19 protein-coding genes are annotated in these 20,453 nt (G+C 47.7%); 11 read left to right on the forward strand and 8 right to left on the reverse strand.

All coding sequences use genetic code 11. The features are described 5' to 3' along the window. Positions 1 to 19 precede the first annotated feature (19 nt). On the reverse strand, positions 20 to 1,048 hold the full coding sequence (gene chuS, locus BEA93_RS09760) for a hematinate-forming heme oxygenase ChuS (protein WP_001017197.1): 1,029 nt from the start codon (positions 1,046 to 1,048) through the stop codon (positions 20 to 22). Between the two features lie 48 nt (positions 1,049 to 1,096). Continuing rightward, the gene (gene chuA, locus BEA93_RS09765; RefSeq protein WP_306173772.1) at positions 1,097 to 2,986 is read right to left on the reverse strand and encodes a TonB-dependent heme/hemoglobin receptor ChuA/ShuA; all 1,890 of its coding nucleotides are present in this window, start codon (positions 2,984 to 2,986) and stop codon (positions 1,097 to 1,099) included. A 776-nt stretch (positions 2,987 to 3,762) separates the two neighbouring features. Between chuA and shuT the strand changes: the two genes are divergently transcribed. From shuT to BEA93_RS09800, 6 genes are read left to right on the forward strand one after another with little or no spacing between them, the layout of a single operon-like run. Beyond that, positions 3,763 to 4,686, forward strand: a complete 924-nt coding sequence (gene shuT, locus BEA93_RS09775) for a heme ABC transporter substrate-binding protein ShuT (protein ID WP_010381027.1) — start codon at positions 3,763 to 3,765, stop codon at positions 4,684 to 4,686. A gap of 19 nt (positions 4,687 to 4,705) precedes the next feature. Continuing rightward, the gene (gene hutW, locus BEA93_RS09780; RefSeq protein WP_105224485.1) at positions 4,706 to 6,043 is read left to right on the forward strand and encodes a heme anaerobic degradation radical SAM methyltransferase ChuW/HutW; all 1,338 of its coding nucleotides are present in this window, start codon (positions 4,706 to 4,708) and stop codon (positions 6,041 to 6,043) included. Between the two features lie 12 nt (positions 6,044 to 6,055). Then, entirely contained in the window at positions 6,056 to 6,550 is a 495-nt protein-coding gene (gene hutX, locus BEA93_RS09785; RefSeq protein WP_000020030.1) for a heme utilization cystosolic carrier protein HutX, read from the forward strand. Continuing rightward, on the forward strand, positions 6,550 to 7,173 hold the full coding sequence (gene chuY, locus BEA93_RS09790; protein ID WP_000189366.1) for an anaerobilin reductase: 624 nt from the start codon (positions 6,550 to 6,552) through the stop codon (positions 7,171 to 7,173). Before hutX ends, chuY begins: the two co-directional genes overlap by 1 nt. A 50-nt stretch (positions 7,174 to 7,223) precedes the next feature. Then, positions 7,224 to 8,216: a heme ABC transporter permease ShuU/ChuU gene (shuU, locus tag BEA93_RS09795; protein ID WP_236942053.1), complete on the forward strand. Its 993-nt coding sequence runs from the start codon at positions 7,224 to 7,226 to the stop codon at positions 8,214 to 8,216. Further along, positions 8,213 to 8,983, forward strand: coding sequence for a heme ABC transporter ATP-binding protein (locus BEA93_RS09800; RefSeq protein ID WP_001517293.1), 771 nt, complete (start codon positions 8,213 to 8,215; stop codon positions 8,981 to 8,983). The genes shuU and BEA93_RS09800 overlap by 4 nt, the downstream gene beginning before the upstream one ends. A gap of 52 nt (positions 8,984 to 9,035) precedes the next feature. Here BEA93_RS09800 and BEA93_RS09805 read toward each other — a convergent pair whose 3' ends face one another. The 3 genes from BEA93_RS09805 to hdeA form a co-directional block, all read right to left on the reverse strand. After that, a complete protein-coding gene (locus tag BEA93_RS09805) occupies positions 9,036 to 9,683 on the reverse strand; it encodes an MgtC/SapB family protein (protein WP_010381017.1) in 648 nt (215 codons plus the stop codon). 63 nt (positions 9,684 to 9,746) lie between these two features. Further along, on the reverse strand, positions 9,747 to 10,073 hold the full coding sequence (hdeB, locus tag BEA93_RS09810; RefSeq protein WP_001517295.1) for an acid-activated periplasmic chaperone HdeB: 327 nt from the start codon (positions 10,071 to 10,073) through the stop codon (positions 9,747 to 9,749). Positions 10,074 to 10,189: 116 nt separating this feature from the next. After that, positions 10,190 to 10,522, reverse strand: a complete 333-nt coding sequence (gene hdeA, locus BEA93_RS09815; RefSeq protein ID WP_000756548.1) for an acid-activated periplasmic chaperone HdeA — start codon at positions 10,520 to 10,522, stop codon at positions 10,190 to 10,192. Positions 10,523 to 10,776: 254 nt separating this feature from the next. On the opposite strand from hdeA, the gene hdeD reads away from it, so the two are divergent. From hdeD to BEA93_RS25030, 5 genes are all read left to right on the forward strand, one after another. After that, the gene (gene hdeD / locus BEA93_RS09820; RefSeq protein ID WP_000965682.1) at positions 10,777 to 11,352 is read left to right on the forward strand and encodes an acid-resistance protein HdeD; all 576 of its coding nucleotides are present in this window, start codon (positions 10,777 to 10,779) and stop codon (positions 11,350 to 11,352) included. 714 nt (positions 11,353 to 12,066) lie between these two features. Next, positions 12,067 to 12,594, forward strand: a complete 528-nt coding sequence (gene gadE, locus BEA93_RS09825) for an acid resistance transcriptional activator GadE (protein WP_000576682.1) — start codon at positions 12,067 to 12,069, stop codon at positions 12,592 to 12,594. 412 nt (positions 12,595 to 13,006) lie between these two features. After that, on the forward strand, positions 13,007 to 14,116 hold the full coding sequence (gene mdtE / locus BEA93_RS09835) for a multidrug transporter subunit MdtE (protein ID WP_306173773.1): 1,110 nt from the start codon (positions 13,007 to 13,009) through the stop codon (positions 14,114 to 14,116). Positions 14,117 to 14,140: 24 nt separating this feature from the next. Then, the gene (gene mdtF, locus BEA93_RS09840; protein ID WP_000024856.1) at positions 14,141 to 17,254 is read left to right on the forward strand and encodes a multidrug efflux pump RND permease MdtF; all 3,114 of its coding nucleotides are present in this window, start codon (positions 14,141 to 14,143) and stop codon (positions 17,252 to 17,254) included. Between the two features lie 113 nt (positions 17,255 to 17,367). Continuing rightward, positions 17,368 to 17,583: a hypothetical protein gene (locus BEA93_RS25030; protein WP_032141470.1), complete on the forward strand. Its 216-nt coding sequence runs from the start codon at positions 17,368 to 17,370 to the stop codon at positions 17,581 to 17,583. Between the two features lie 36 nt (positions 17,584 to 17,619). Here BEA93_RS25030 and gadW read toward each other — a convergent pair whose 3' ends face one another. The 3 genes from gadW to BEA93_RS09860 all read right to left on the reverse strand — a co-directional run. Further along, positions 17,620 to 18,348, reverse strand: coding sequence for an acid resistance transcriptional activator GadW (gene gadW / locus BEA93_RS09850; RefSeq protein ID WP_000951549.1), 729 nt, complete (start codon positions 18,346 to 18,348; stop codon positions 17,620 to 17,622). Between the two features lie 367 nt (positions 18,349 to 18,715). After that, positions 18,716 to 19,540 (reverse strand): DNA-binding transcriptional regulator GadX, encoded by an 825-nt coding sequence (gadX, locus tag BEA93_RS09855; protein ID WP_001191824.1) that lies wholly within the window; start codon positions 19,538 to 19,540, stop codon positions 18,716 to 18,718. Positions 19,541 to 19,895: 355 nt separating this feature from the next. Then, positions 19,896 to 20,453, reverse strand: a 558-nt coding sequence (locus BEA93_RS09860; protein ID WP_236942893.1) for a pyridoxal-dependent decarboxylase, incomplete at its 5' end; no start/stop codon positions are given.

The following is a 20,453-nucleotide window of genomic DNA, read 5'->3' on the forward strand; positions in this document are numbered from 1 at the left end:
ACCTCCGGACAATGACACGTTACGCAGCAACGCCTTCTTGCGTCAGTGCCGCAATCTGTTTACGCCATTGCGCTTGCTCTTGTTCGCCTTCTGTACGTTGACCATAAAGTTGCGCAATCTGCGTACCATCATGGGCAAACAATTCCAGGCTGGTCACGTAGCCATCGCTGGTCGGTTTACGGGTAACCCAGGTTTCAGCGATGCTCTCTTCTAATAGATGAAGAGTAAATGTTGGGTTGAAAATATTCAGCCAGCCTTTCATTGGCACCACTTTTTCTACCACACCCGTGAAAATTTGTACGCAGCCACGGTTGCCAACAAACACCATGATCTCATTGCCATCTCGCTGGGCGGATTCCAGAATCTGCGCCAGCGCACTATTGGCGACTTTGCAGGCCAGATCGTCTGCCACCAGTTTAAACGCCTGTTGGCGCGTCAGGTTATGCCGCTTGAGCAGCGTAAAAAACTGATGAACATCCGTCATCGCACGCCACTCTTGCTCTACAGCACTGGCATCGACGTTGCTATGCGCAGCAGGTGCATCAACCGTTGTTAACTCAAGCGGCGTATTTTCCTCGACAATAAAACGCGCCAGAAGCTCGCTCCATGCCGCCATATCGGTATTGTCGGTGGCATAAACTTTCAGTAACGCATCGCCCTGATGATCAAAGAACTGAACACTCTGACGTTCGCCGCGGGCCGTGGTTTCTTTTATATGGAAAACACTGGCCCACTGGTTGAGAAACAGACGCAGATCCAGCGCGCGCGGATTGAGTATTAATCCGGCATGGCCGTTCAAATGCTGGTTGGTAAATGCCCCAACTTGCTCATGAACAGCATATTCATTACGACAGATACATTTGGTTTCGCCAACGCTTTCCAGCGCCGCGAGAATTTCACGAATATCGCCGCGCATCCGCCACGCATCGTGCGTGACACGGGCAAATGCCAGTTCTGCTTCGCTGATATTCATTAAACCTGCGATGTCACGCGCGTACTTTCCGGGATTTTGTTCTTTTAACTCAAGCCAGCGTGTGTAGTGGTTCATTGTCTCTCTTCCTTCCAGATAAATGCCCCGAAATATCGGGGCTGATGATTACCATTGATAACTCACGAAAATTTTTCCGTTACGACCATCCTGCGGGATACCCTGCGGTGACCAGTACTCTTTATCGAAGGCGTTGCCCAGTACCAGAGTGGTGGTCATGCCTTTGAGCGCCTGCTGTCCTTGATAACTAACGTAGAAATCATTCACGCCGTAGCCTGGTTGTTTGCTGTAACTGCTGCTGACATGTGTTGAGCGATCGGCAAACGTACCAACCCAGCCGACAGAGAAGCCACTGTGGGCGATCGGAATATTCAGGGTGCTGGTAACGGTATCCGGGTTAATGCTGGAGATATATTCTCCGGTATCGGTGTCTTTGCCGCGGGTACGGTTATAGGCCACATCAAGGCTAAACAGGTCAGTGGTATATTTCGTCATTACATCCCAACCCCAGATTTTGGCGTTCGGGACGTTATAAGACATGGTTGTCGCCGCCGCGAAATCGACGGTTGTGGAGATGTAATCCTTCGCTTTGGTATCAAAGTAGCTGGCTTTAAATTCCAGGGCATCATTGGACAACATCAGGTCATCAAAACGCAGCCCAAAGCCGTATTCCTGAGTTTCGTTGGTTTCCGGACGTAAGTTCGGGTTCGGCACCCAATAGTTGGTATAGAAGCGACCAATCGAGAAGTGCTTAGAATCGTTGTACATTTCACCCATCGTCGGCGCGCGGAATGCCTGGGCATACGAACCAAATAACATTAGCCAGTTGGTCGGGTTGATAGTCATCCCCGCGCGAGACGACCATTTGTCGGCATCAACATCTTTGTAACCATCACTGCTGCCGCGATAGCTGTCATAGCGGGTTCCGCCGAGCAGGGTAATCGGCAGATCGCGTAAGGTGATCTCATCCTGTAGCCAGCCGGAGCTGAAATCGATTTTCGCTTGCGGGAAGCCCGTTGTCGCACCGCCCGGATGCTGTTCCTGACGATAATACTCACCGCCATATGTCAGCAGGTGAGAAGCAAAACTATCGGCAAACAGCGTGGAGCGGTTCTCCAGTTTGGCACCTTTTGTTGTCTGTTCACGATATTCGCCGGAACTCCCCGTGTTCTGGGCATTAATACGGACTTCCGACCAGTAAACTTTTGCATCGGCATTTAACCAGTCGTTGCCCACTGGCGCGAGTTTATAAGCAAGTTGCGCATCACGTTGAATCGTTGAACGATCAACCATCGGATTACTGCTGTCAGAAGCTTCAACGGTCTGCGGATTTTTTGGTTCGCGCGCGTCGTTATTGTAATAACGCACTAATCCACTCAGAGCCTGGGCAGAATCAATTTGCCAGGTCCCTTTCGCCAACATGTTATTAATGGCCTCATCATTCGGCGCGGTTTCGCCATTGCTCTGGCGTAAATCACCACGATCGCGGCTGGACCAGGCCACAATACCATCCAGATTTTCCGTTCGCCCAAAAGCACTCGCGCCTAACCCCAGGCTATGATCTCCCGTGCCGCCAGTGCCAAAGACACGAAAACCGCTGCTTTGTCCTTCCTGCAATAAATCTTTTGCATCGACCGTATCGTAGGAGATAACCCCTCCCAATGCGCCACTGCCATACAGTAATGCCGAAGGTCCACGGACAATCTCAACACGTTTGATCAGCGCCGGATCGAGGAAAGTCCCATTCAGGTGCCCGGTATCGGTTCCCTGACGAACACCATCAACAAGGATCAACACGCCGCGATGGTCATAGCCACGCATATTCACATCCTGTCCATTTGTACGCCCAGTACCATCAAGGGTAATCCCTGGAACATGACGCAGTAGATCGGTGGCTGACGTAGCCGTTTGGTTTTCAGGGGCGGAAGTGTCGATAACGCTGACCATCATTGGCGCTTCGAAGGAACTGCGTGCATTCCCTGTTGCCGTAACGGTCATGGTTTCAGTAGCAAAAGCAATCGTCGGCAAGCTGGCAGAAACAGCCAAAGCCAACAAACTCAAGCGCAACGAGGTAAATTGCGGACGTGACATAGCGATTCTCCATGAGGAAAATAAAAAATGCTGGCTGCCTGGGTAAAAACCGGGGTGGCTGGCGAAAAATAAATTTATTTGTGATTCAACGCGATAGTATTAGCCGGGTGAGTTAATTGGCGTTTATATCCCGTGAAATTACCTGGTATTTCTGACCATTGCGCAAAAGCACGCCCTCTTTGTCAGGCAAAGTGGTACACCACGTCTGAAGTGAAGAGTGCTGTGCGTTATCCTTCGCAAAAGCTATGATTTTGTTATCCATATAGTCATATTTTGTTAAAGCCAAGCGTGATAATGAGAATTATTATCGATCAATTTTTTATGATCAAGCTTTTTTTTAACCGCTATTAGCACAATAAACAGGGGGTTATGAAATCTATCTTGTCTCCTGGAAACCATCCTGTTCTTGTGGTAATTCCTCACGGCGTCATCACGAAGCTTTGTCGTTAACGGCAATAATTTCCCCATCTCTTCGCTCTGTAAGCCGCAATATCCCTGAGATCTCCGCTTTTTCCCGCCCTGAAATTTAGTCGGCAACAATAACGTTAGCTGACGAAGCATCTTGATAAAAATCAAAAATAAATACGCTTGTAACACCTTGTGTATTGAATCGATGGTTGTGTTTCATATATAACTCAAATGATAATCATGATCATTCTCAATTTGATACGAGTTCTCATATGATGCCAAGGATCACCAACAGGCTGTTTCTTTTTTCCCCACTAACGTTATGTATTTCAGTTATGGCCTCCACCGCGAAGACCACTGTAAAACGTATCCCCATGAAAAAACTGTTTACGGCAGTGTTGGCACTTAGCTGGGCCTTTAGTGCAACGGCTGCCGAACGCATTGTGGTCGCAGGAGGATCACTGACGGAGCTGATCTACGCGATGGGCGCTGGCGACCGCGTGGTTGGTGTCGATGAAACGACATCTTATCCACCAGAAACCGCCAAACTGCCGCATATTGGCTACTGGAAACAGCTAAGCAGCGAAGGCATTTTGTCACTTCGCCCGGATAGCGTAATTACCTGGCAGGATGCAGGACCGCAAATTGTGCTCGACCAGCTACGGGCGCAAAAGGTCAATGTCGTCACTCTGCCGCGTGTACCCGCCACCCTTGAGCAGATGTACGCCAACATTCATCAACTGGCAAAAACGTTACAGGTTCCTGAACAAGGTGACGCGCTGGTGACACAAATCAATCAACGCCTGGAGCGAGTACAGCAAAGCGTGGCGGCAAAAAAAGCCCCGGTTAAAGCGATGTTTATTCTCTCTGCTGGCGGCAGTGCGCCACAGGTTGCCGGTAAAGGCAGCGTCGCAGACGCCATTTTGTCGCTTGCCGGAGCAGAAAACGTCGCTACCCACCAGCAATACAAAAGCTACAGCGCGGAATCGCTGATTGCGGCTAACCCTGAAGTGATTGTCGTAACCTCACAAATGGTCGATGGCGATATTAATCGTCTGCGTTCTATTGCCGGAATTACCCACACTGCCGCCTGGAAGAACCAGCGTATTATCACCGTTGATCAAAACCTGATTCTGGGAATGGGCCCGCGTATTGCTGATGTCGTTGAGTCGTTACACCAGCAACTTTGGCCGCAATAAATGGATTTGAATCAGACATATGAATACGAATACTACGTTAGATCTCAAGCCACATTTTGCTTTAGACGGTACGCAGCCATTTAAAGACAGACGCGCCATGATGCCATTTCGCGGGGCTATTCCGGTCGCCAAAGAGCAACTGGCGCAAACCTGGCAAGCGATGATCAACCAAACAGCAGCACCACGTAAACGACTGGTTTATCTGCACATTCCATTTTGTGCGACACACTGCACGTTTTGCGGTTTTTATCAGAATCGTTTTAATGAAGATGCGTGTGCTCATTATACCGACGCCCTGATTCGAGAAATCGAACTGGAGTCAGACAACGTATTGCATCAGTCCGCGCCCATCCATGCGGTCTATTTCGGTGGCGGTACGCCTTCCGCGCTTTCGGCACGCGATTTGGCCAGAATCATCACCACATTACGAGAAAAGCTGCCATTGGCACCTGATTGCGAAATCACGATTGAAGGCCGGGTGCTGAATTTTGACGCTGACCGAATCGACGCTTGCCTTGATGCGGGAGCAAACCGCTTCTCGATTGGCATTCAGTCATTTAACAGCAAAATCCGCAAGAAGATGGCACGCACCTCAGATGGCCCAACTGCCATTGCGTTTATGGAAAGCCTGGTCAAACGCGACCGTGCTGCGGTGGTCTGCGACCTGCTGTTTGGCCTGCCTGGTCAGGATGCACAAACCTGGGGAGAAGATCTGGCTATTGCCCGTGATATCGGCCTCGACGGCGTCGATCTCTATGCGCTCAACGTCCTTCCCAACACGCCGCTGGGCAAAGCCGTGGAAAACGGGCGCACTACCGTGCCCTCTCCGGCAGAACGTCGCGATCTTTACCTGCAAGGATGTGATTTTATGGAAGACGCGGGCTGGCGCTGCATCAGTAACAGCCACTGGGGCCGCACCACACGCGAACGCAATCTCTATAACTTGCTGATTAAGCAAGGTGCCGATTGTCTGGCCTTTGGTTCCGGCGCAGGCGGTTCGATTAATGGTTACTCCTGGATGAACGAACGCAATCTTCAGACCTGGCATGAATCCGTCGCGGCAGGCAAAAAACCGTTGATGATGCTCATGCGTAACGCCGAACGTAACGCGCAGTGGCGTCATACCTTGCAGTCGGGTATTGAAACGGCGCGTGTACCGCTGGACGAACTTACGCCACATGCCGAAAAACTCGCACCGTTACTGGCTCAGTGGCACCAAAAAGGCTTAAGCCGCGATGCTTCAACTTGCCTGCGGTTGACCAATGAAGGTCGTTTCTGGGCAAGCAACATTTTGCAGTCTCTTAATGAGCTAATTCAGATACTTAATGCGCCAGCGATTGCGCTTGAAAAACCATAACAGGAGTGACTTATGAGCCATGTCTCGTTACAGGAATTTTTGAAAACGGAGCCAGACGGTACGCTGGAGGCCATTGCCGAACAATACAATACCTCACTGCTGGAAGTGGTGAAAAACCTCCCCTCCCCGACAATCGTGCCAGGCGATAAATTCGATACTGTCTGGGATACCGTCTGCGAATGGGGCAAGGTCACCACGCTGGTGCATACCGCTGATGTGATCCTCGAATTTAGCGGCGAACTACCTTCCGGTTTCCATCGCCACGGCTATTTCAACCTGCGCGGAAAACAGGGCATGTCCGGGCATATCAAAGCAGAAAACTGCACGCATATTGCCTTGATCGAACGTAAATTTATGGGCATGGATACCGCCTCTATTCTCTTTTTCAATAAAGAAGGCAACGCCATGCTGAAAATTTTCCTCGGTCGGAATGAGCATCGTCAGCTCCTGAGTGAACAAGTCAGCGCCTTCCATACTCTGGCGGCATCTCTGAAGGAACACGCCTGATGACGCCCTGGCTACTCTTTGGCGCAGGCGGAAAGGGGGTTGGAGCCAGAACGCTCGAACTGGCACTGGCGGAACAACGTCCGGTCGTCGCTGTCGTTCGTCATGCCGATGCCGCCACGAGGCTGGCGCAACAAGGCGTACAGGTTTTTACTGGTGACGCTTGTGACGCCAGCATAGTCGCAGCCGCCTGTCGCGCTGCGGGTCCGGATGCGCTTGTCATCTCATCAATGGGTGGCGCACAGGATTATCTGGCGCACAGAACAGTGATTGATGAAGCCGAAAAAGCAGACATCAGACGCATGATTCTGGTGACTTCTTTGGGATGCGGCGATAGCTGGCCGTTCTTATCGGAGCGGGCAAAAGCCGCGTTTGGTCAGGCGGTACGGGAAAAAACACTGGCGGAAAGCTGGCTACAAACCAGCCGGCTTGACTACGCCATTCTCCGCCCTGGCGGACTGCTTGACGGCGCAGCAACAGGCAAAGCACAACGGATACAAAATCAGGAGTGTCATGGTTTTGTCCGCCGTGCCGATGTTGCCGCACACATTCATGAACTGGCAAACGCGCCAGCACTCAATAAGCAGATCTACAGTCTGATTGAACCGGGCCTGAAACCGGCGTAATCCCATGCGGCGCAGGCTCTCCGCGCCGCAACGTCATAACGGAGTTTTACGTGCTCAAGGATTCATTTTCTTCCGCCAGTGTCTTTATGGGGCTATCACTATTATTGCTTGCCCTGGTGCTGTTCGGTGCCTGTCAGGGAGCGTTAAAAATCAGCTTTAGCGCCCTTCTTGATGAGGAATACCGCGATATCTGGCTGAATATTCGCCTGCCACGCGTTTTACTGGCAGTGCTGGTAGGCGCAGCGTTGGCAACCGCTGGGGTAATTATGCAGGGGCTTTTTCGCAACCCCATGGCTGACCCAGGATTGCTCGGCGTCAGTAGCGGTTCAGCATTAATGGTTGGCGTGGCAATTGTCCTGCCCTTTTCCTTCCCTGTGGTGCTGGTGCTCTATGAGCAAATGGTGTTTGCCATCGCCGGAAGTTTAGTGGTCTGCACCGTCATTTTTCTCATCACACAGCGCCATCGCGATGGCAGCATGATGCAATTGCTACTCGCCGGGATCGCCATCAACGCCCTGTGCGGTGCGGCGATCGGCATACTGAGCTATATAGGCGATGAGCAGCAGCTACGACAACTCACGTTGTGGATGATGGGCAATCTCGGTCAGGCGCAATGGCCGACATTATTGGTCGCCAGTTCATTCATTCTGCCAGCCATTATGGCAACAACCTGTCTCGCCGGGACGCTGAATTTGCTGCAACTTGGTGATGAAGAAGCCCATTACCTCGGCGTGAACGTAAAGCGTAAACGCCAACAATTACTGTTGATTAGCTCGCTGCTGGTTGGTGCTGCGGTATCGGTAAGCGGCATTATCGGTTTTATTGGCCTGGTGATCCCGCATCTGATTCGCATGACGACCGGGGCGAATCACCGCTGGCTAATCCCTTGCTCTGCCCTCGCCGGAGCCTGTTTGTTACTGATGGCAGACACACTTGCCCGCACGCTGGTACAGCCAGCAGAAATGCCCGTAGGATTATTAACCAGTCTGCTTGGTGGGCCTTATTTTATGTGGTTGATTCTGCGTAATCGGAGGATCGCATGATCAGCGCCAAAAACCTGGTTTATAGCCTTCATGGGCGACGTCTGACTGACAATGTCTCGCTGACTTTTCCCGGCGGAGAAATTGTTGCCATTCTCGGCCCTAACGGTGCGGGAAAATCCACGCTGCTTCGCCAGCTAACCGGCTATCTTCAACCTGATAGCGGCGAATGCCGGTTGTTTAATAAGCCATTAAATGAATGGTCAATTACCGAACTGGCGAAACACCGGGCCGTGATGCGTCAGAATAGCCATATGGCGTTTCCATTCAGCGTACAAGAAGTGATCCAGATGGGGCGACATCCTTATCGTACCGGTAATCAGGGTGATGAAACGGCACAAATACTGGCGTTATGTGACTGTCAGTCGTTAGCTAACCGCGACTACCGGCAATTATCCGGCGGCGAACAACAGCGTGTGCAATTGGCTCGCCTGCTGGTGCAACTCTGGGAAGCAATACCCTCGCCAAAATGGTTATTTCTTGATGAACCAACTTCGGCGTTGGATATTCACCATCAACAACATCTATTTCGTTTATTACGTCAGTTAGTTCGAGAACGGCAATTTAACGTCTGCTGCGTATTGCACGATCTTAATCTTGCTGCCCGTTATGCTGACCGTGTCGTATTAATGCAAAAAGGCAGAGTTGTCGCAAATGGCAAACCGCAAGATGTGTTGACGCAGCAGGCGCTAACTACGCTCTACGGCGCGGATATTACAGTATTAAGCGATCCCGCTAATCATTCGCCACTGATCGTCCTCGATCATTAAATACGACGGGAGTGCCAGTCTGGTACTCCTGTCGAATTAACTATTATGAACATCAGCTAATTGAAACACCTTTCACCCCTGCCATTCCTTTTAGTAATCGCAACAGGTCTTCTATCGGCGTCGTAGCATGAAGCTGGATATCAATAGCAACCACCTCATGATCTTCATTTTCCTGCAACGAAACTAAATCTGTTTTTATTTTTTTCTGCTTAAACCAGTCGAGCATCGACACTGTATTACCGTTCACCAACGTAAGCTGCAAATGATAATTTTTGCTCATCAGGCGGAAGGTTAATTGATGGAAGACTTCCAGCACCAATAAGGTCATTACAGAACCGTAAATCCCCAGTTCATACATGCCGCTGCCAATCACCATACCGATCGCTGCTGTTACCCAAATATCCGCAGCGGTAGTTAAACCGACAATATTTTGATTACGAACGAGGATGTTCCCCGCGCCGATAAACCCGACGCCAGTGACGACCTGAGCGGCAATACGGCTGGGATCAAGCCCGACATGGTCGAACGCCAGCACATCAGCAAAACCATATTTCGACACAATCATAAACAGCGCACTGCCCATACCAATCAAGACATGGGTACGTAAACCAGCACCTTTGCCGCGTATTTGCCTTTCTATGCCAATAGCACCACAAACAATTGCGGCCAGGATCAAACGAATAATGAATTCGCTAGTCATATAAAAACGCAAAAAGGAGCAGCAAGATGGCTCAACTTGCTACTCCTTTTTGCTTTATTCCTGTTAATTCGGCAGGACATTTGCCAATTTATCTTTGAAGGTATACAAATTTTTCTGCGGATTTTTCTTACAGTATTCAATCACTTTAGGGATCTGAGTCAGGTCAGTTTCGTTTAAGGTTACAGTATCACCGCCTTTATAAACTGTTTCTTCATGCAGCATCCACCATGCAACAGGTGTCATTGCTTTTGGATTCAGGTCAATAAATTCCTGACAAGTCATATCCTTAGCAGATTCATTAGCAGCCAGTGCAGATTGCGCATTCACCAGTGACAGAGCTGCTACAGCGCCAACGAAAACAATGGCTTTACGTAGAGATGAAATATTCATTTTACAACCCATTCAATAAATAATTTACATATGAACAGGAGGATCACCTGCTTTTAACGCAAGGTATTCCGGCCTGTTCAATATTTAAGGAAATACGATGTAACGCATTCCCTTAATTACATATCTTTCTTGATTTTGTCCCACTCGCCTTTAACTTTATCTTTAAAGCTGGCTTTTTTATCCTGGGTACAAGCCTGAACGATAGCAGGCGTTACGGTTGCAATACCCTGAACATCTAAAACCGCATCTTCTGGTTTGTCTTTATTATTCAGAGCCTCAGCAAAACCGACTGCAGTCGGCTGGAAGGATTCGTCTACAGCCAGGAAATCTTCACAGGTCCAGGAGTTGACCGGTTTTTTATTGTCGGCTGCTTTTTGCGCATCGGCTGCATTGCTCACTACAGGCAGAAGAAGCAGACCACCTAGAATAACGCCTAATACTTTTTTCATCGTAATATCCTCAACTATAAAGTGAAAGAGCCGTCACGAATCAATTTCGACATTGAGGTTATAACCTGGTTTTCTGGGTATGTCATGTTGAGACAAAATATCAAAATCAGATATTTTTATTATAATACAATAGGTTACATAGTCATCAAGCACAGTAATTAGGAAATTTTTATTAAATCAACTGCATTCTCTGATGCATTTTTGGCATAGATTGATAGCAGGGGTTTTCCTTCTTAAATTTATAGGGTGGTTCTATGTTATATATAGATAAGGCAACAATTTTAAAATTTGATCTGGAGATGCTTAAAAAGCACCGCAGAGCGATCCAGTTTATTGCCGTGCTGCTGTTTATCGTCGGTTTGTTATGTATCAGTTTCCCGTTTGTTTCTGGCGACATTCTAAGCACAGTCGTTGGCGTATTATTAATCTGTTCGGGTATTGCGCTTATTGTTGGATTATTCAGCAACCGCAGTCATAATTTCTGGCCTGTATTATCGGGTTTCCTCGTGGCGATAGCCTATTTATTGATCGGCTATTTCTTCATCCGTGCACCAGAACTGGGGATTTTCGCCATTGCGGCGTTTATTGCAGGATTGTTCTGTGTCGCAGGGGTTATTCGCCTGATGAGTTGGTATCGCCAGCGCTCAATGAAAGGCAGTTGGTTACAACTCGTTATTGGCGTGCTGGATATCGTCATTGCCTGGATCTTCCTTGGCGCAACGCCAATGGTTTCTGTGACATTGGTGTCAACCCTGGTAGGGATCGAACTGATATTTAGCGCTGCCAGCCTGTTCAGCTTTGCTAGTTTGTTCGTAAAAAATAATAACTAGCAGACCTATCTCTGCTCCATTTTTTAGCCTGGATCATAGTTACGTATAATGACTATGATCCTGGCAATATTCACATCACCGCATTACTCCTTTGATAAATTACGTACTATTGTTGAAATAACTATCACACAACGATTAAACCAACCATTTGAAAATTTTATATTTTTCTTTATTTTGCAGCAAATTAGCCATTTCAAACATTATCATGGCTGATATTTTTCGTTGTCAGGTTTAATGTTTTAGAAGTGCTGTGAGAAAGTGAACTGAAGGTTCCATAAACATCGATACTATGGGTACAGTCTGGGGTTTGTTTTTGCACTATCAATGCACTAAAAGAAAGCTGGCAATCCAATTGCCAGCTTAAATAGAAACAAGGAGACTCAATATTTAAATCGGATTACGCTTTAACTTTAGTAATATTCTTCAGAGATCACAAACGGATAAATTATAACTTATTCTTGGGTAGATTCCTGCAAACTGTTAATATTCTGTTTACTAATCACAAATTGATAACAACCAGGAATATTACCTAGGATCAATATATGGAGTACGTAATGGATAAATCTGAAGTTTTGATTAGTGTTAATAGACGTATTAGTTCACGAAGGGCAAAGTTCTTATAGGCGTTTACTATATTGAACACCATATTCGGACATGGATGTAAATAATGAAAAGGACAACATGTTCGAAACGATAACGGCTAAGGAGCAAGTTATGATTTTTCTCATGACGAAGGATTCTTTTCTTTTACAGGGCTTTTTGCAGTTGAAAGATAATCACGAAATGATAAAAATCAACTCCCTGTCAGAGATAAAAAGCATAGGCAACAAACCATTCAAGGTGATCATTGATACCTATCATAATCATATCCTTGATGAAGAAGCGATTAAGTTTCTTGAGAAATTAGATGCCGAAAGAATCATTGTTCTGGCACCTTATCACATCAGTAAACTTAAAAGTCAGTCACCTATTTATTTTATCAGCCGCAAAGAAAGCATTAACACTCTGCTTGATATTACCTATGGAAAACACTTGCCCCATAAGAATTCTCAATTATGTTTCTCGCATAATCAATTCAAAATCATGCAACTGATTCTGAAAAATAAAAATGAAAGTAATATCACGTCAACACTGAATATTTCTCAACAAACATTAAAGATCCAGAAATTCAATATCATGTACAAGCTGAAACTTAGACGTATGAGCGACATCGTGACTCTGGGGATCTCTTCTTATTTCTAAATAAGGAGTCGATGTGGCCCAGCGATAATTGCCTGAAATTAATGGCTGGCATGACGAGGGATGCAAATGCTGACTCCATTACTCCCGGTGATAACCAAAGGAGAAGCAAAAACGAGCTTATTCCCCTGGTATGTGTATCCACCAGTAGAAACCTTCGTTGCCCGGATGCAGGCAGAGACTGTCGGCAGAACGGCAACATTTTTTTTGCCATTCGCGTCACTATATTGGTCGCTCTGCCTACATGCTCCCTCGCTGGCTTACAACCCCATGGCTTGCATTATGCCGCTGGTCTGTAAATCCCTCATACCTCTCCCCGCGCGTAATTCAAAGAACCGTTATTTCTCACGAATTTTCAGGGACTAAAATGAACAGAAAAAGAAAACTGTTAATACCGTTGTTATTCTGCGGCGCGATGCTCACCGCCTGCGATGACAAATCGGCGGAAAATGCCGCCGCTATGACGCCTGAAGTGGGGGTAGTGACGCTCTCCCCCGGTTCGGTCAATGTGATGAGCGAACTGCCCGGCAGAACCGTTCCTTATGAAGTTGCCGAGATACGCCCACAGGTGGGTGGCATTATCATTAAACGCAACTTTATCGAGGGTGATAAGGTCAACCAGGGGGATTCACTTTATCAGATTGACCCTGCTCCATTGCAGGCAGAGCTGAACTCCGCGAAAGGTTCGCTGGCGAAAGCCCTCTCCACCGCCAGCAATGCCCGCATCACCTTCAATCGCCAGGCATCGTTGCTGAAAACCAACTATGTCAGCCGCCAGGATTACGACACCGCGCGCACCCAACTGAATGAAGCGGAAGCCAATGTCGCCGTCGCCAAAGCGGCTGTTGAGCAGGCAACCATCAATCTGCAATACGCTAATGTCACCTCGCCCATTACTGGCGTCAGCGGAAAATCGTCGGTGACCGTCGGCGCATTAGTCACCGCTAATCAGGGAGACTCTCTGGTAACCGTGCAGCGTCTGGACCCGATTTATGTCGACCTCACCCAATCAGTGCAGGATTTTTTGCGCATGAAAGAGGAAGTCGCCAGTGGGCAAATCAAACAGGTTCAGGGCAGTACGCCAGTGCAGCTTAACCTGGAAAATGGCAAACGTTACAGCCAGACCGGCACGCTGAAATTCTCCGACCCAACAGTGGATGAAACCACCGGCTCCGTCACGTTGCGTGCAATTTTCCCCAACCCGAATGGTGACTTGCTGCCTGGTATGTACGTCACGGCTTTGGTGGATGAAGGTAGTCGGCAGAATGTGTTGTTAGTACCGCAAGAAGGCGTTACCCATAACTCCCAGGGCAAAGCAACGGCGCTCATTCTGGATAAAGACGATGTTGTACAGTTACGCGAAATTGACGCAACCAAAGCCATCGGAAATCAGTGGGTTGTTACCTCTGGTTTGCAAGCTGGCGATCGGGTGATCGTTTCCGGTTTGCAACGCATTCATCCAGGTATCAAAGCACGCGCAATTTCCTCCAGCCAGGAAAACGCCAGCACCGAATCGAAACAGTAACGTTGCAGGCTTAAGGGGACTTTCATGGCTAACTATTTTATTGATCGCCCGGTTTTTGCCTGGGTACTTGCCATTATTATGATGCTCGCGGGTGGGCTGGCGATCATGAACCTACCGGTTGCGCAGTATCCGCAGATTGCGCCGCCGACCATCACCATCAGCGCTACCTATCCGGGGGCTGATGCGCAAACGGTAGAAGACTCGGTCACTCAAGTGATCGAACAAAATATGAATGGGCTGGATGGCCTGATGTATATGTCATCAACCAGCGATGCGGCAGGCAATGCTTCCATCACCCTGACCTTTGAAACGGGAACATCGCCCGATATTGCGCAGGTTCAGGTGCAGAATAAACTGCAACTCGCGATGCCTTCGTTACCAGAAGCGGTGCAGCAACAAGGGATCAGCGTTAATAAGTCGAGCAGCAACATCCTGATGGTAGCGGCGTTTATTTCTGATAACGGTAGTCTCAACCAATACGATATCGCGGACTATGTGGCTTCTAATCTCCAGGATCCACTAAGCCGTACCGCGGGCGTCGGTAGCGTGCAGCTCTTTGGGTCAGAGTACGCCATGCGTATCTGGCTGGACCCACAAAAACTCAATAAATACAGTCTCGTTCCTTCTGATGTTATTTCCCAAATCAAGGTACAGAACAACCAGATTTCCGGTGGTCAACTGGGGGGGATGCCACAGGCGGCAGACCAGCAACTGAACGCCTCAATCATTGTGCAGACGCGTCTACAAACGCCGGAAGAATTTGGCAAAATCCTGCTGAAAGTGCAGCAAGATGGTTCGCAAGTATTGCTGCGCGACGTTGCCCGCATCGAGTTGGGGGCAGAAGATTATTCCACTGTGGCGCGTTATAACGGCAAACCTGCTGCCGGGATTGCTATCAAGCTGGCTGCCGGAGCGAATGCCCTTGATACCTCGCGGGCGGTAAAAGCGGAGTTAAACCGATTATCAGCCTATTTCCCCGCCAGCCTGAAAACGGTTTACCCTTACGACACCACACCATTTATCAAAATTTCAATTCAGGAAGTTTTCAAAACGCTGGTTGAAGCTATCATCCTCGTCTTCCTGGTCATGTATCTGTTTTTACAAAATATTCGCGCTACGATTATCCCAACGATCGCCGTGCCGGTCGTTATTCTCGGCACATTTGCGATTTTGTCGGCGGTCGGTTTTACCATCAACACCCTCACCATGTTTGGGATGGTGTTAGCTATAGGGCTTTTGGTGGATGATGCCATCGTGGTGGTAGAAAACGTTGAACGCGTGATAGCGGAAGATAAACTGCCACCGAAAGAAGCGACGCATAAATCGATGGGGCAAATCCAGCGTGCGCTGGTCGGGATTGCCGTTGTTCTTTCTGCGGTATTTATGCCGATGGCCTTTATGAGCGGCGCAACCGGGGAAATTTATCGCCAGTTCTCCATTACGCTGATCTCCTCTATGTTGCTTTCGGTGTTTGTGGCAATGAGTCTGACCCCAGCCCTTTGCGCCACCATTTTGAAAGCCACACCGGAAGGCGGTCACAAACCGAACGCCTTGTTCGAACGCTTCAACCATCTGTTTGAGAAATCGACTCAGCACTATACCGACAGTACCCGCTCACTGTTGCGCTGCACTGGTCGCTATATGGTGGTATACCTGCTGATTTGTGCCGGGATGGCGGTGCTGTTCCTGCGTACACCGACCTCTTTCTTACCGGAAGAGGATCAGGGGGTATTTATGACCACGGCGCAGTTACCGTCAGGTTCCACAATGGTTAACACCACTAAAGTGCTGCAACAAGTAACCGATTACTATCTGACAAAAGAGAAAAATAATGTCCAGTCGGTGTTTACCGTTGGCGGCTTCGGCTTTAGCGGCCAGGGGCAAAACAACGGTCTGGCATTTATCAGCCTGAAACCGTGGTCTGAACGCGTCGGTGAGGAAAACTCGGTGACCGCAATCATTCAGCGGGCGATGGTGGCTCTGAGCAGTATCAATAAAGCGGTGATTTTCCCGTTCAACTTACCTGCGGTAGCGGAGCTGGGTACAGCATCAGGTTTTGATATGGAACTACTGGACAACGGCAACCTGGGGCACGAAAAGCTGACTCAGGCGAGAAACGAGTTGCTGTCACTGGCAGCACAATCGCCTGACCAGGTAACGGCGGTTCGCCCGAACGGCCTGGAAGATACGCCAATGTTCAAAGTGAACGTCAACGCCGCGAAAGCCGAAGCGATGGGCGTGGAGCTGTCTGATATCAACCAGACCCTCTCTACCGCCTTCGGCAGTAGCTACGTGAACGACTTCCTCAACCAGGGGCGTGTGAAAAAAGTGTATGTCCAGGCAGGAACACCGTTCCGTATGCTGCCGGACAACATCAACCAGTGGTATGTACGCAACGCCTCCGGCACGATGGCACCGCTTTCCGCTTATTCTTCAACAGAATGGACCTACGGTTCGCCGCGACTGGAACGCTACAACGGCATTCCGTCGATGGAGATTTTAGGGGAGGCCGCTGCTGGAAAAAGTACCGGTGACGCGATGAAGTTTATGGCAGAACTGGTGGCTAAACTTCCGGCGGGCGTCGGCTACTCCTGGACTGGGCTGTCGTATCAGGAAGCGTTATCGTCCAACCAGGCACCCGCGCTGTATGCCATTTCACTGGTCGTGGTGTTCCTCGCCCTCGCCGCGTTGTATGAAAGCTGGTCAATTCCATTCTCGGTGATGTTGGTTGTTCCGTTGGGCGTTATTGGCGCATTACTGGCAACTGACCTGCGCGGCCTGAGCAATGACGTCTACTTCCAGGTCGGTTTGCTGACCACCATCGGGCTTTCAGCCAAGAACGCCATCCTGATCGTCGAATTTGCGGTTGAGATGATGCAGAAAGAAGGGAAGACACCGGTAGAGGCGATTATCGAAGCGGCGCGGATGCGTTTACGCCCGATCCTGATGACCTCTCTGGCCTTTATTCTTGGCGTACTGCCACTGGTTATCAGTCATGGCGCAGGTTCCGGCGCACAAAATGCGGTCGGTACAGGCGTTATGGGGGGGATGTTTGCAGCAACCGTGCTGGCGATTTACTTCGTTCCCGTCTTTTTCGTCGTTGTGGAACATCTCTTTGCCCGCTTTAAAAAAGCGTAACGTATGAATGAGAGTAAGGCTGAACGTGAATGTTCTGCCTTACTCTTTCCTGACAACCATTCACTACTCAACAACCAGCTAACCATCAGGAATACCAGACTTAGCAAACAGCATTGAAAGTAGAAACCACTCCAGCCATTGGTCATCAACTTGAACAGTACGACACAAACCAGCATTCCCGTAATTATATGAATAATCAGCTTAATAACTCCAAACATGCTGCACCTTTTCCTCCTGAAAATACTAATATCCGTTTGCGAACTGCCAAAGAGAACTTGCCGGTGCCCCCGGCAAATATGGATGGGAAAAGATTTTTACATGAAGCGTAAAGCAGATCCTGACCGACTTTCGAATGATAGATGAAGTCAGGAAAAAGTCCCTGTTGACTGTTGCGCAAACTGGTGTGGTGTTACGCCATAATACTGGCGGAAAGTGTTAATAAAGTACGACGTACTGCTATAGCCACATTTTTCTGCGATCATCGGTAGCGGGAATTGTCGTAACTCGAGCAATTGTCTGGCCATCGACATTCGCGAGGCCAGTAATATTTTACTAAAGCAGGTGTTTTCATCCTGTAGCTTCTTTTTGATTAGGCTTTCACTGGTATACATCTTTTCTGCGATATCACGCAGATACCAGCGTCTGGCAATATCAAAGCTAATAATGCGTTCAACTTTTCCTGCAATGGTACTAATGCTATTAAAAAGGAATGGAATCAGCTCTTTATTTCGTGAAAACATCGAAAGGCAGGAGAAATAGAGCATATTATTTAATGTCGTTGAAGCAATGTCCTCTTTAGTAAAACTATCGAATATTGCTGTAACCAACGGCATCGGTGGGGTCATGTTAACTAACAGCTTTTTTTTATTGTGCAATCCTAAACACCGGAACGGTGGACGGACATTGTGTAAGTAATGAGTAATTATTCGTTCATCAATATCCAGCCTGCGGACATTTGATTCATTAAAGTCAAAACTCTCCGCCATATTTTTTTCTATCAGTAGAATACTATCTTTATACAAAGATAGTTTTTGCTGCTCATGGTATATATCAAATGAGCGACAGGTGAGGATCACCGAACAAACATGTGCCATGACAAGCCCTTATATTCCATTACCACGAACATTACAATTTCAGTATACAAATGAAATGATGAATGATTCACTCCGTGAGCCAAAACTGCCAAAATTGGTAGGACCAAAAGCCAGCCATAACGCAGTGTACATAACAGCTAATTACTAATAAGTAAATGCGTCAGCAATATATTTTAAGAAAGCGTATAGCTTATGTTTATAAAAAAATGGCTGATATTATCGACAATTAAAGTTATATTTTATTTACTGAGAGCACAAAGTTTCCCGTGTCAACAAGGAGCGTTATAACGGTTTATTAGTCTGGAGACGGCAGACTATCCTCTTCCCGGTCCCCTATGCCGGGTTTTTTTTATGTCTGAGTAAAGAATCAGAGTCTTATCCCTTCAGCATGGCGTTCAGAACTGTAAAAATTTCCCTGCCCAACAAAACTTGCTATCGGGTCACCATTCAGTATTCCCTGCGCTATTCGCTCCTGATACTCTGTCGGCGTCATACCATAATAGTTTCGAAAGACATAAATAAAATACGACGCACTGTTATAACCGCAGGATACGGCTACTCGTTTTATTGGAAAACCATGAACAACAATCAGTTGCAACGCCCGCTGCATTCTACATTCAGTCAGTAACTGTGAATACGATGTCTCTTCTTCACGCAATTTTTTCTTTAACAAACTCGGACTCACCAATAACTCACTGGCAATCTGTGCTAATGACCATTCATGAGCAATATTATTATTGATGACCGTGCAAACCCGCGTTCGCATATTCGGTCGCAAAATATTCATAAGCAGTGGTATAAACTGTTTATCTTCAAGAAAAATAGACAATAACGCAAATGTTAATGCTCTTTTACGTAATATCTCACCATAGCGGAGATCTTGATTTTGCGAAAGATGTACAACTTCCTGAAAAACAGGGATCTCTCTGGAACAATGATGAACAACTAACGAAGGAGCTTTTTTATAGGTATAAAGATTTAGCGTCTCCTCCTTGAGCATCGGGAGAAATAGTGAAAGTGTGTCCTTCGTGACTAATACGACGTTACCTACACACTTATCAATCAAGATCTGGCTTGCATCCGCAAAAACCACATCACCACCATTAAAGCAGCGATATTCACCATTCAACATAGTGAGAATAAATTTATGTTTTGCGTACGCAATTAAACAATTCCCATATTGTGATTGCATAGTTGACTTAATATAACATAAATATATTACTGATTATTAATGTAGCACGCCGCCATCTTAAGTCAAATTTATTGGCAAATAAATTTAAACAATTTTGACAGGGGAATTGATTAAATGTGAAGGGAAATTGTGTAAGAGCATTGAATTTATAATAAAAAATCGAAAGTACCAACGTAAGGAGATTAATACAAAACAAATGATCTACTGGCGTCATTTTGTTTGATTTTAGAAAGATTTATATTAGATACAACTTAACAACGCCATGAATACAAAATCAATATAATATTAATATTGCGCTAATGAACGTATGCCCCGGTTTTCAAAGCGGGGCAAAGATTATTATAACGCCCTGTTATCAGGTATGTTTAAAGCTGTTCTGCTGGGCAATACCCTGCAGTTTCGGGTGATCGCTGAGGTATTTCAGGGAGGCTTTGTAGTCTTCCAGCAACAGTTCAGCAAAGTCCATTTCGAAGCCACGACGACACATAATACGCATCACCACGATGTCAGTGGCTTCACCGCCAAGGGTGAAGGCTGGAACCTGCCAGCCGCGCAGGCGCAGACGTTCAGAGAGGTCATACAGGGTGTATCCCGGATCTTCCCCGTCTTTCAGTTTGAAGCAAACCGCCGGGATACCTTCGTCCGGGCGACCGGTGCAGATAAACTCATACGGCCCCAGTTTAGCGATTTCATCCGCCAGGTAAGTGGCGACCTGATAAGAGGCGTTCTGCACTTTGGTGTAGCCTTCACGACCGAGGCGCAGGAATTCATAGTACTGGGCAATCACCTGACCCGCAGGACGTGAGAAGTTGATGGCGAAAGTCCCGATTTGCCCACCGAGATAGTCAACGTTAAACACCAGCTCTTTCGGCAGTGCTTCTTCGTCACGCCAGATAACCCAGCCGCAGCCCAG

Origin of the sequence: Escherichia sp. MOD1-EC5950 (assembly GCF_002965345.1) — a bacterium.
In the GTDB taxonomy this organism is placed as follows: Bacteria; Pseudomonadota; Gammaproteobacteria; order Enterobacterales; family Enterobacteriaceae; genus Escherichia; species Escherichia marmotae.